Below are 12,793 nucleotides of genomic sequence, written 5' to 3'. Positions count from 1 at the left end.
CCATGAAACAAAGTAAAATGTTGATTCCAACGCTTCGCGAAATGCCAAGCGATGCTCAAGTCATTAGCCATGCTTTGATGTTGCGTGCAGGTTATGTTCGCCAAGTCTCAGCTGGTGTCTATTCTTACCTGCCATTAGCAAATCGAGTGATTGAAAAAGCAAAAGGCATCATGCGCCAAGAATTCGAAAAAATTGGAGCAGTAGAAATGCTAGCTCCAGCCCTTTTGAGTGCGGATCTCTGGCGTGAATCTGGTCGTTACGAAACTTACGGGGAAGACCTTTATAAGTTGAAAAACCGTGAAGGCTCAGACTTTATCTTAGGTCCAACTCACGAAGAAACCTTTACCGCTATTGTGCGCGACTCAGTAAAATCTTACAAACAATTGCCGTTGAATCTCTACCAAATTCAACCAAAATACCGCGATGAAAAACGCCCACGGAACGGTCTTCTTCGGACCCGTGAGTTCATCATGAAAGATGGTTACAGTTTCCATGCTAACTATGATAGCTTGGATGTCACTTATGATGAATACAAGGCAGCTTATGAGCGGATCTTCACCCGCAGTGGCATCGACTACAAAGCCATCATCGGTGATGGTGGTGCTATGGGCGGAAAAGATAGCCAAGAGTTTATGGCTGTTACACCTGCTCGTACAGACTTGGATCGTTGGGTTGTTTTAGACAAATCGGTGGCTTCCTTTGATGAGATCCCAGCAGAAGTCCAAGAAGAAATCAAAGCAGAATTGCTCAAATGGATGGTCTCTGGGGAAGATACCATTGCCTATTCAAGTGAATCAACCTATGCTGCGAACTTGGAAATGGCTACTAATGAATACAAGTCAAGTAACCGTGTTGTAGCAGAAGAAGAAGTGAAACGCGTGGAAACACCAGGTGTCAAATCTATTGATGAAGTAGCTGCATTCTTGAATGTTCCAGAAGAAGCTACTATCAAGACTTTGGTTTACATCGCAGATGGTGAGCCAGTTGTAGCCCTTCTTGTAGGTAATGATCAGCTCAATGAAGTGAAGTTGAAAAACCACCTCGGCGCAGACTTCTTTGAACCTGCAACCGAAGTGGAAGTGAAAGAATTATTGGGAGCTGATTTTGGCTCTCTCGGTCCAGTAGATCTTCCTGAAAATGTTAAGATTATCGCAGACCGCAAGGTCCAAGACAGCCGCAATGCAGTAGTCGGTGCCAATGAAACAGGCTACCACCTGACTGGTGTCAACCCAGGACGTGACTTTTCTGCAGAATACGTCGATATCCGTGAAGTTCGTGAAGGCGAGATCTCACCAGATGGGAAAGGGGTCTTAAACTTTGCACGTGGGATCGAAATCGGTCACATTTTCAAACTCGGCACACGCTACTCCGCTAGCATGGGAGCAGATGTCTTGGACGAAAATGGTCGTGCAGTTCCAATCATCATGGGCTGCTACGGAATCGGTGTCAGCCGTCTTCTTTCAGCCGTTATGGAGCAACATGCTCGCCTCTTTGTCAATAAGACTCCAAAAGGGGAATACCGTTACGCTTGGGGAATTAACTTCCCTAAAGAATTGGCGCCATTTGATGTGCATTTGATTCCAGTCAATGTCAAGGATGAAGCGAGTCTTGCTTTGACCGATCGGATCGAAGAAGCCTTGGTGAATAAAGGCTACGAAGTCTTGGTGGATGACCGAAATGAACGCGCTGGTGTCAAATTCAGCGATAGTGATTTGATTGGACTTCCAATCCGCGTAACAGTTGGTAAGAAAGCAGCTGAAGGCATCGTTGAAGTGAAAATCAAAGCGACAGGAGATACCATCGAAGTTCATGCGGACAATCTCCTTGAAACTCTTTCAATCTTGAACAAATAAGAAAAAGCTTTCTGAGCCCTCACCAGTGTGGTGATGAAACTCAGGAAGCTCTTTTTATTTTTCTTCTTTGAGACCTTGATCTTTGAAATAGGTAAAGAGATCTTGAGGTTTGCCATTTAGATATTTCAACATGGTAGTGTTGGTTTCTTCCCCTTGATCAGCCAGTAATTTCACGAAATCTTCTTTTTTCATTTGAGTAAAATCAACATGCATAACGTTTGTATAGGTCTGTTTATCATCAGCGATTTTGATGCTTGTGTTGATCCCAGCTTGTCCGTTAACACCGTGTTTGGAATTTGCTTTATCAGCTTCCTCTTGATAGACTTCCTTCAATTCAGCGACATCTGATTTTTGCATATCTTCCGGTATTGGTGCAACACCCATGATGGTCATGGAAACAATCTCATCATTCTTGTAGCCAATTTGAATTTTGTTTTGGTGGTGATCGCCGAGGTCACTAACGAAGGTCTTGGTTTGGACTTGCTCCTTTTTGGTTTGAGTGGCCTCTCGCTTGGAAGAAGCGGCAGTAGTTCCTTTTCCTTGTTGGCCTTGGCTACAAGCGGTAAGAGCTAGTAGACAGACAGAGGCAAGTAGAAATTTTTTCATATATACTCCTTATAGGTTAATGGTGTTCGATCTTGTATGAAACAAGTCTTGAACAGGTTTCATTATACCATAAAAGTTTTAAAAATGAAAAAATATACAAAAATCATCGAAATTTGCTTTTAAAAACACCTAAAATCAACAACTTTTATCTATGTGTTGAGTTAATATAAAAGGACAGAGTGTCTTCTTTTCTTCTCAGAAATAATACTAGTTGGAGACTACTGGGGCAAGGAATTCAGAAAACATATTACAGGTTCGTGACAAAATGTTACACAATTGTAACAAAGTTACAATGTTTTATCAGTTAGCCCTCTAAACTTGACATTCTGGCAATATTTCATTAAGATATTTTTAAGTAAATAATACAAACAGGGAGAAAAGGGTAAAATATACAGTTATCTGGCATTTTACTAATTCGTACTAAAATGTATTGTTTATGAAAAAAATATAAGGGTATCAGCCCAAAAGGAGAAAAATATGGCTCAAATTAAATTAACTCCAGAAGACCTACGTGCTTCAGCACAACGTTATGCACAAGGTTCTCAAGAAATCGATCAAATCCTTACTACTTTGACTCATGAACAACAAGTCATCGACGCAAACTGGGATGGATCTGCATTTGATAGCTTTGAAGCACAATTCAACGAATTGTCTCCAAAAATCAAACAATTCGCTCAATTGTTGGAAGACATCAACGGTCAATTGATCAAAGTTGCTGATATCGTTGAACAAACTGACCAAGATATCGCTGCACAAATCCACTAAGATAGTCTTGGAGGTGATCTTACTTCTTGTAGGTAGATCACCCTTTTGTCTTTTGATATATAGAAAATAGGGGTTAGATTCTTAATTCCTAACCCCTATTTTGTATCTATGAATTAGAAAAAGGAAAAGGTATGGAAGTTAAAAATAAAAAATGGTTAAAATACATCGGTCAGAGTGCGGTTGTGCTCCTTTTGATGGGATCTGTCGTGGGTCTTTATACGACGGTTCAAAAGGACCAAAAGCAAAACGAAGCCAAGACCGTGCAAACAACGGAAAACACTAAGCTCAACATTGCGGTTGTCAATGAAGACAAGGCGGTCAAACTGAATGATAAAGAATATAACCTTGGGGCTAGCTATGTAAAGAATATCGAACGGGATAATTCGCAAAACTGGTCTGTACTCCCTCGTGGAGCCGCTGAGTCAGGGCTTGCAGATGGCAAGTACCAGTTGATGATCGTCATTCCAAGTGACTTCTCAGAGAAGGTCTTGGAAGTGAACGCAGTCAATGCAGAGAAGACAACGGTGACGTATAAGGTCAATGCAGCTGGAAATTCTCAGGTTGAAAACGAGGCCAATAAAGTCGCTAAAGATATCGTTTCAGACTTGAATAGCCAATTGGTTGATATGTATATGGTCAGCATTTTGAGCAACCTTTATACAGCTCAGAAGAACGTGGAAACAAGTAACAAAATCCAATCGACCAACATTGGTTCATACCGGAGTAACTTGCTGGATTCGGCCTTAGATTCCAAGAATATCTTTCCAAGTCTCTATAGCTTGTCTACGTCTTCTGTCGAGTCGAACAATGCTTTGAAGACAGTCCTTGAGTCTTATACACAGGCTTTTGATCAATTGACCCAATCTCAGGATCAGTACGGTCAAAACTTCGACACATTGATCAAACAACGCTCTGAGGACAAGATCAGCCATGAAGAGTTCATGAACCAGCTGATGTCTATGAACCAGTCTGTTGTCAGTGAAAAGACCCAAGAGTTGTATAAGAATCTACAACAAAACCAAGAAGCAATTACCAAACAATTGAGTCAACCAACTGAAACAGAAGGAGATGCTTCAGGTACCAAGACCTATGCAGGCTTGACAAAAGATGTGAATGATCGTGTGGCAGACCTCGAAAAAGGGATCAAGGCAGAACGCGACAAATTAGATGAGCACGAAAAGAACATCGAGTCTTCTGTAAAAGCGAAGATCCTTGACTACTATGGTCTAAAAGAAGGAGACAAAGTCACTCTTCGTACCTTGCTTGGAAAGCCAAAAATCGAAACTATCAGCAAGGCTCGAGATAAAGCGGATGAAGATATTTGTAAAGCAATTGAAAAACTTCCGTCTTTAGATCCTGCTAGTCTTAATCTGAATAAGTATGGGAATCTCAACGCAGCGATTAATTTTGATAGTGCTTTTGCTGGGACGATGGCGAAAGCAAATGGAAATGCTGATGAATTAAAAACTTTGGCTGCAGAAGTAGATGCCAAATCAACGGCAGTTGCCGATGTCCTCAATGCTAAATCTGGAAAACAGAAGGTTAGCATACAAGTGCCAGCAGGAGTCAAGGTTGATACTTGGACCTATGATGGACATACTTATGCAGGTAGCGGCGAGCAGGAAGTCGAACTGAAAGATGGCAAACAAATTCAAATTCACCTTGTTGAAGATGGAGGAGCTATGCCAAGTGCGATTGATGTTGAAGTTCTTGTGAATGGAGTTTCTTCAACCAGTGTGACCGTATCTGCAGAAGATTTGAAAACAGCGGTCGCTAACTACGCATCGAAAGCTAGTGAAATCGCCCTGGATTATCAACGCGCGGGAGCATTGATCGATGCTTACTATCCAAAAGATGACAAGGGAGATCGTCATTCACTCTATGATCCAATCGAAGATATGGATTTGACAAACGCTTTGGTCGACATCGTGAAGGCTGCTGTTTCAAGTAACATGAAGGACTACCGTAAGAGTATTGAAACGGATGAATCTGGGGATGCAACGAAGAGTGTGAAAGCCCAGTTAGATGGTACCCTCCAACAGTTGCAAGACTTGGGACCACAATTGCAGGCCAATCTTCAAGCAATCGAAAACACTAACAAAGATCTAACCCAAAATATCAACGATCAATTGGCGCAGTATGCTGATCTTCAAAAACGCTTAGAAGCTATCTCAGCTGCACAAGAAACAGTGACACAGGCTCAAACCAAGACCGATGCAGATTTGTCAGCCCTTGGTTCTGAATACACGTCATTATTGAGCTCGACAGAAGGCGTTAAGAGCTCATCTCGTAGCAATGTAGAAGCTGCTAACTCTACCAATGAAATCTTTAGCCAATTGAACAAAGAATTGGAAAAAGCCCAAGGCAATACAGAGAAATTGTCTAGCAATGCGGAAAGTTTGATGGGTGAATTCGACAAGGAATTGTCTGAAAATGGGAACTTCGTCGAAGCCTTCCGTAAAGTCTTCAACAATGCCTATGAAAACGGAGTACCGAATGAAGTCTTGCTTGACTTCTTGTCAAACCCAGTTGCAGAAAAATCTTCTTCTGTGAAAGCGACCATCAACGTCTACCGTCCATTTATCTGGATCTTTATGTTGGAAGTCCTGAGCCTCTTTACAGCTTATCTCTTTGCGACTCAGCCAATCATCCGTAAGGTTAAGGATCGTTTCAAATTGGATCGCTTGCAAGAATCAGATCTCTTGTCTGTCGGTGTCCTTGTGGGACTTTCTCTCATCCTTGGACTGGTGATCGGAATGATTTCAAGTATTCAACTCTCTGTTGGTCGTGAATATGTACCTTCATGGGTATTCTTAGCGGTTCTAGCAAGCTTTGTCTTGGTACAACTACAATACCTTCTCTTGAAACACTTCCGAGTGATTGGAATGGGACTGGCCTTCTTCATGTTGATCAGCTATGTTTACCTATCAAGTGCGATCGGGACGACCGCAACCTTGTCAGGCCTTCCAGCACTAGTGAAAAATGTCAACCTCCTTTCTATTTTAGAAGGACAGTTTGCGGGTTACTTTGATGGACAAACAGCCGGTATCGGCGTCTTCTTCGGATTGTTGGTCTTCTTCGGCCTTTTGGCAGTTGCCAATATCTTCATTCCTAAGAAGTTTACTCAAACAAAGGAAATTGAATCAAGCTTATGAAAAAAATGATGTATCTTCTCTTTGTCTTTAGTCTCTTACCAGTAGCTGTTGTTTCTGCAGATGATTTTATTGATAATCGTCTGCAGGTCAACAACTCACGTCTGGAGACAGAACAGGAAAAGACACTTGGGGGCCAATTGGATGCGACTGAGTCTCTTTTCAATGAGAAGGATCAGAAAAAATTAGCAGATGAAAAACGCAAGCAAGAGAAACAATTGACCGATTCTGACGGCCAGTTGTTTTCTGCTATAAAGGGAAAGAAAAAAACGGGGCCTGAAGCGGACCTGTTCCAGCCTGAAAATCAAAAATTATCTAAATTCGAGTCCAACGTGGAGGACAATTCGGCCAGCTTGTCGGATTTTATTCCAGCCTTGCAAATGCTGGCTTGGAGTGCCTTTCTCTTTGGGATTGCTGGCTATATTTCCTATCGAATCTATAGAAAAGAGGCCTAAATGGACCAACATATCAACGTCACCTTCCGTATGAATGGTGCAAGCCATGACCTCCGAATCCCAACACGGATGGAGGTGCGACGATTGATTCGGGAATTGGATCAGATCTTTGGGTCTGCCATGAAACCTAGAAGCAAGTATCAGTTGCGCGTGGTAAATAAAGGCATCTTGCTGGATGAAGGCAAGGTGGTACAAGAGTATCCGATCACAAGTGGTGATCTGATCGAGATTGAGGAGTGGTAAGGTGAAAGAAGAACAATTTACACTGGAAGAACAAGTCTTCCGTTTTGAAAAAGAAGAAACGAGCTGGCGGCTGGACCTCAAGCGTTCAGAAGTGGATAGCCAGGATTTACGCAATTTATGGATTTTGGATCTCCATCATCCCTTGTTTTTAGAGCAAAGCATGACAGCTGATCAAGACCAGATTCATCTGACCTATCAGACAGATGCGCTAGGCTTGAGTGCAGAAGAAATCCAAGAATTACCGGTTTCAGACCGTCTGCGTCTAGCCATCAATGTCTTGGATTTGGCGCCAGCATTGGAGCTTCCGGTGACCTTTATGTTGCATCCTATCAATTTGTTTGTGACCAAGGATGCGCAGGTCAAGATCGCTTACCGCGGGGTTCCAGGAATGATGATGCCACGCAAGTGGGATCAGGATGAATTCTTGCGTCAGGCCAAGTGCTATGCGGTCACTCTTTTTGGGGACTGGGATTTTATGGAGCTCTATCAAGGCACACTTGAATTAGAAGATCTGCCTGATTTCTTGGTAGAAATCCGTGATGCCGCTAGCTTAGAAGAGATGAAAGCTCTCTTAGAGAAAGCCTACCAAGAACGCAAGGAAGAGGAAGAAAAGACCTTGACCTTGGTTTCAAGTCGTCAACACCGAATCTTTAAGTTGGCGACAGTATGGCTTTCAGCTGTAGTGGCCCTCTTACTCTTGCCTTTGATCTATTTGGTCTTTTTCCAAGCACCCTTTAAAGAAAAGTTGCTTCAAGCGGATACAGCCTATCTCAAAGTAGACTACACCGGTGTGATCGATGAGTTAGAAGGAGTAGCTCCAAGCAGTCTTCCAACGACACAGAAATATGAGTTGGCGACGTCTTATTTGCAAGGCTTGAATTTCTCAGAGGACCAAAAGAAGGTCATCCTTAACAATGTTACGCTCAAGTCAGACAGTCTCTATCTCCACTACTGGATCTATATCGGCCGTCATGACTTTACCCAAGCGCTGGATACAGCTAAGCGGATCGACGATTCAGACTTGATCATCTACGCCCTTCGTAAAGAAATCAAGGCGACACGTGATAGCGAAAAACTCTCTGGTGAACAGCGCGAGAAGAAACTCTCTGAGCTTGAGGGTGAATACAAGAAATACTGGGATGCCCGCTCTAAACTCTTGGAAGCAGAGACAGATGAAACCAAAGCTTCCACTAACAGTTCAACAACGGCTTCGTCTACAGAAGGTTCCTCAACAGAAAGCTCGTCTTCTACAACTGTAAGCTCGACTGAGTCTAGCGAACACAAGGAGTAGTCTATGAAAAAACGTATCATACTCTATAAAAAAGGTTTTCGCTATGAGCTAGCGCTAGAAGAGGGAAAGACAGCCACCGTATCGAATCAAGAAACAGCTCAGTTGACCCTGGCTTCGCAAGAAAATCCCCTTCATTTTCAATGGAGTCAAGGAGTAATCTTCTACCAGTATGGTGAAGACAAGGGCGTGCTTGAAAATAGCAAGATCCTTGGGGATGTGGTCTGCTACTTGGCGGCAGGAGAAGTCCATACCTATGAACTGCTAGACAAGGAAGAAATTCTCGTAGCAGATGAAAAGGGTGCGGATGTGCGCGTGTATTATCCCGTGCGCTTTCTCCTTGTGAAAAAAGAGCAGACTTGGACTTGCCAGCTCTTATCTGGAAAACTCTACCATAACCATAAACTCTTCAGTGAAGCGACTTTTCCACTGGCTTTTGGAGATGAGCTAGCTATTGGAGATGTGACCTTTAAGCTCTATCCAGAAGAATTTGGCGTGGAAGGGGCTGTCGAAGTGAGTCCTTATCTGGTGCCGCGTTTGCATTCACGCTATGACTTCTACAAGGACTATCCAGAGTACCACCGATCTCCGCGGATCATCTACCGGAGTTCGGAAGATAAGATCTTGATCAATCCTCCAGGAGCGGAGCCTCAAAAACCATCAGATGAACTCTTGAAGTTGATCATGCCACCCCTCATCATGGTTGGGGTGACCCTCTTGATCACCATTTTCCAACCGCGGGGGCTCTATATCATCGCGACGGTATCCATGTCTGTAGTCAGTGTGATCTTTTCGGTTCAAGGCTTCTTCAAAAATCGTAAGAAATACAAAGAAGACAAGAAAGAGCGCGTGGAGCTCTACCATCTCTATCTCAAGGACAAGGCCAAGGACTTGGAACAGCTATCTCGTAAGCAACGAGAAGGCATGTTTTACCATTTCCCTGCGATTGAAGACTTGACCAAGATGGTCAAACGCTATGACTCGCGGATCTACGAAAAAACACCGCTTCATTTTGACTTTTTGGCCTATCGCTTGGGCTTGGGCAAGGTTCCAACCAGCTATGAGCTCAAATATGGTCAGGAAGAACGTAGTGGGAAGAAAGATGCCTTGGAAGAAGAAGGCTATGCCCTGTTCCAAGCTCACCAAAAGATTGACAATCTTCCGATTGTAGCCAGCCTTAATCGGGGACCTGTCGGGTACGTCGGTCCTCGTCCCATCGTACTAGAACAGCTGCAACTCCTGGTTGCTCAATTAGCTGTCTTTCACTCTTATCATGATCTGACGATTATTCCGATCATTCCAGAAGAGGAAAAAGAAAGCTGGGATTGGATGCGCTGGTTGCCTCATGCGACCCTGCAAGATATGAATGTCCGTAGCTTTGTCTACAATCAGCGGACACGCGATCAGGTCTTGAACAGTCTCAACCAAATCCTCAAGCTCCGCAAGGCGCAAAAAGAGGAAGAAAAAGCCAATGATACTAAGATCTTCCATCCGCATTATGTGGTCCTCATTACCGATGAGACCTTGATTTTGGACCATGTCATCATGGAGTTCTTCCGTGAAGATCCGACTGAGCTCGGTTGCTCCATTATCTATGTGGCAGACGTGCTCTCATCTCTTTCTGAAAATATCCAAACCGTTATCTCTATCAAGGACCGCAACCAAGGGCAATTGCTCTTGCAAGAAGGGGTTCTTCGTGAGCTTGACTTCCAATTGGATCACTTCCCTGAAGGTTATGACAAGGAAGCCATCTCGCGTGGCCTTGCCCCTCTGAAGCATATCCAACAGCTCAAGAGCTCAATTCCGGACTCGGTGACCTTCCTTGAAATGTACCAGGCAGAAACTTTCAATGACCTCAAGGTCTTGAGTCGTTGGGAGAGCCATGCTCCTTACCAAAGTTTGGCCGTGCCGATCGGTCTGCGCGGGAAGGACGATTTGGTCTACCTCAATCTCCATGAAAAAGCTCATGGGCCACACGGTTTGATCGCAGGAACAACTGGTTCTGGTAAGTCTGAAACCATTCAGTCTTATATCCTGAGCCTTGCTGTCAACTTCCACCCACACGATGTGGCTTTCCTCCTCATCGACTACAAGGGTGGGGGAATGGCCAACCTCTTCAAGGATCTGCCTCACTTGCTTGGGACCATCACCAACTTGGATGGTGCCCAGTCTATGCGGGCCTTGGCTTCTATTAATGCGGAGATCCATCGTCGGGAGCGGCTCTTTGGTCAATATGGGGTTAACCATATCAACCAATACCAAAAGAAATTTAAACTCGGTGAAGCGACAGAACCGCTTCCTCACCTCTTCTTGATCAGTGATGAGTTCGCCGAACTCAAGGTCAACCAACCAGACTTCATCAAGGAATTGGTCTCTATCGCGCGTGTCGGGCGTTCCCTTGGGGTACACTTGATCCTTGCGACGCAAAAACCTTCTGGAGTCGTGGATGACCAGATCTGGTCCAACTCCCGCTTCAAGCTAGCCCTCAAGGTGGCAGACCGTGGCGACTCTATGGAGATGCTGCGGACGGCAGATGCGGCTGAAATCACTCAGACCGGTCGTGCCTACCTCCAAGTCGGCAACAACGAAGTCTATGAACTCTTCCAAACCGCCTGGTCAGGAGCAGACTACCAGCCTGAGAAGGACCAGCTAGGGATCGAAGATCATACCATCTACTTGATCAATGAACTGGGCCAATACGAAGTCCTCAACCAAGACCTATCCGGTCTGGATATGGCAGAAGAAATCAAGGAAGTGCCAACAGAGCTGGATGTTATCGTACAAGAAATCAGTCACTTGCACCAACAAGAAGGAATCGCGGCTGTGGCCCAACCATGGTTGCCACCGCTCAAAGAGCGGATCACGCTGGATGAGTTGGACAAGGTCGTGCCGATCGAGGCTTGGCAAAAACGGACAGCTCCAAGCGTCCTAATCGGGGTCGCCGATATCCCGCAAGCGCAAAAGCAAGAAGCTGTCGCCATCGATCTGTCAAAAGATGGGAATATCCTCCTTTACGGAAGTCCAGGTACAGGAAAGACCACTTTCCTCCAGACAGCCGCAATGGATCTGGCTCGCAAGCAGAGTCCAGAAAATCTGACCATGTACCTGCTCGATTTCGGAACAAATGGTCTGGCACCCTTGACTCAATTGCCACATGTGGCTGATAGTCTCTTGCTGGATCAGACGGAAAAAATCCAGAAATTCATCCGAATCATCAACCGCGAGTTGGATCGTCGCAAGAAGCTCCTGTCTGAGCATGGTGTCGGCACCATCGCTCTCTACCGTGAAGTGACCGGTAAGCAAGAGCCAACCATGGTCATCCTCATGGATAGCTATGAGTCGATGAAGGACGAGCCTTATGAGACAGATCTCTTCAAGCTCTTCATGCGGATCTCGCGTGAAGGTCTCAGCATCGGAGTGCACTTGATCATCACAGCTAGCCGTCAGAACAACCTACGGGCTCAACTCTATTCCAACTTCAAGCACCAGCTGACCTTGCCACAAAATGATATCTCTGAAGTGCGCGGTATCGTGGGAGCAACGCCACTGGCGTCTACGATGGAAGACATCAAGGGACGCGCGCTCATGAAGCGTGACGAAGTCGATGTCGTCCAGTTCGCCCTACCAGTCGCAGGAGACAATGATATCCAAATTATCAACAACCTCCGCGACCAAGTCCAAAGCCTCAAAGAGATGTGGACAGGCCACACCCCAGCAGGCATTCCAATGGTGCCAGATGAGTTGACAGAAGCAGCCTTCTATGGCCGTGAGGATGTAGCAGCTTTGCTGGATGAAGGTGAAATTCCTGTTGGGTTAGACATGGAAACTGCGAAGGCAATGGGATGGAATGTAAAACGAGGTCATTTGGCTTATATACTTGAAAAAGAAGAACAAATGTCACAAATTACAAAACATCTTGCTTCGATGAGTGTAAAACTGGGTAAAAAGACAATTATACTCGCACCAGAATATCATCAAATAAATAATATTGATTCTTCTGTAACACTAATTTCAGATAAAGAGAAATTACATGAAATGATTCAAACTATTTCGGTTAAAATGGATGATCGATTTGCGGGAAATGAGACAAATTACACAACAACTTTTATTGTGTATAACTTATCTGAAATTGTTGATTTGTTAAATGATGAGGACATTAGAATTCTTGCTAAACTTTTTGAAAAAGGTCATCAGGTTGGTTTCCTAACCGCAGTATTAGCTACACCAGGTCTAGTGCGTAAGATTGATATAGCATCAAAAGCAATTAGAAATTATAAACAGGCTATTTTAGCAGTGAGACAAAATGATCAGCAACTTATCAATATTTTAAATAAAACTTTAAGAGAACCAGTGTTACCAAAACAAGTGAATTATTTTGTTGTAGATGGCATAGCTCAAACTATAAAAGTATTTATTGACTAAAGAAAGGGA

At 44.1% G+C, this 12,793-nt stretch carries 8 protein-coding genes; 7 read left to right on the top strand and 1 reads right to left on the bottom strand.

Features of this window, described 5'->3' with window-relative positions; translation table 11 throughout:
* Positions 1-2 precede the first annotated feature (2 nt).
* Positions 3-1,853, top strand: coding sequence for a proline--tRNA ligase (locus tag AC6IZR_RS09520; protein WP_480992372.1), 1,851 nt, complete (start codon positions 3-5; stop codon positions 1,851-1,853).
* 54 nt (positions 1,854-1,907) lie between these two features.
* On the opposite strand, the gene AC6IZR_RS09515 is transcribed toward AC6IZR_RS09520, so the two are convergent.
* Positions 1,908-2,459, bottom strand: a complete 552-nt coding sequence (locus AC6IZR_RS09515; RefSeq protein WP_480992371.1) for a hypothetical protein — start codon at positions 2,457-2,459, stop codon at positions 1,908-1,910.
* Between the two features lie 477 nt (positions 2,460-2,936).
* Here AC6IZR_RS09515 and AC6IZR_RS09510 point away from each other — a divergent pair, with 477 nt between their 5' ends.
* The 6 genes from AC6IZR_RS09510 to essC all read left to right on the top strand — a co-directional run bounded on the left by AC6IZR_RS09510 (position 2,937) and on the right by essC (position 12,784).
* On the top strand, positions 2,937-3,224 hold the full coding sequence (locus AC6IZR_RS09510) for a WXG100 family type VII secretion target (protein ID WP_003016069.1): 288 nt from the start codon (positions 2,937-2,939) through the stop codon (positions 3,222-3,224).
* Positions 3,225-3,355: 131 nt separating this feature from the next.
* Positions 3,356-6,379: a type VII secretion protein EsaA gene (gene esaA / locus AC6IZR_RS09505; protein WP_497848500.1), complete on the top strand. Its 3,024-nt coding sequence runs from the start codon at positions 3,356-3,358 to the stop codon at positions 6,377-6,379.
* Positions 6,376-6,831 carry a type VII secretion protein EssA gene (essA, locus tag AC6IZR_RS09500; RefSeq protein WP_480992369.1) on the top strand — a complete coding sequence of 152 codons (456 nt, stop codon included), beginning with the start codon at positions 6,376-6,378 and terminating at the stop codon, positions 6,829-6,831. Before esaA ends, essA begins: the two co-directional genes overlap by 4 nt.
* The gene (locus AC6IZR_RS09495; protein WP_150905248.1) at positions 6,832-7,074 is read left to right on the top strand and encodes an EsaB/YukD family protein; all 243 of its coding nucleotides are present in this window, start codon (positions 6,832-6,834) and stop codon (positions 7,072-7,074) included.
* 1 nt (position 7,075) lies between these two features.
* Complete coding sequence (essB, locus tag AC6IZR_RS09490) at positions 7,076-8,365, top strand: type VII secretion protein EssB (RefSeq protein WP_480992367.1); 1,290 nt, start codon at positions 7,076-7,078, stop codon at positions 8,363-8,365.
* 3 nt (positions 8,366-8,368) lie between these two features.
* Positions 8,369-12,784, top strand: coding sequence for a type VII secretion protein EssC (gene essC, locus AC6IZR_RS09485; protein WP_497848499.1), 4,416 nt, complete (start codon positions 8,369-8,371; stop codon positions 12,782-12,784).
* The last annotated feature ends 9 nt before the right edge of the window (positions 12,785-12,793 follow it).

The sequence above is a fragment of the Streptococcus mobilis genome, assembly GCF_059727625.1.
Note: the sequence above shows the minus strand (reverse complement) of the source record. Positions and strands in the feature narration are given on the sequence as shown.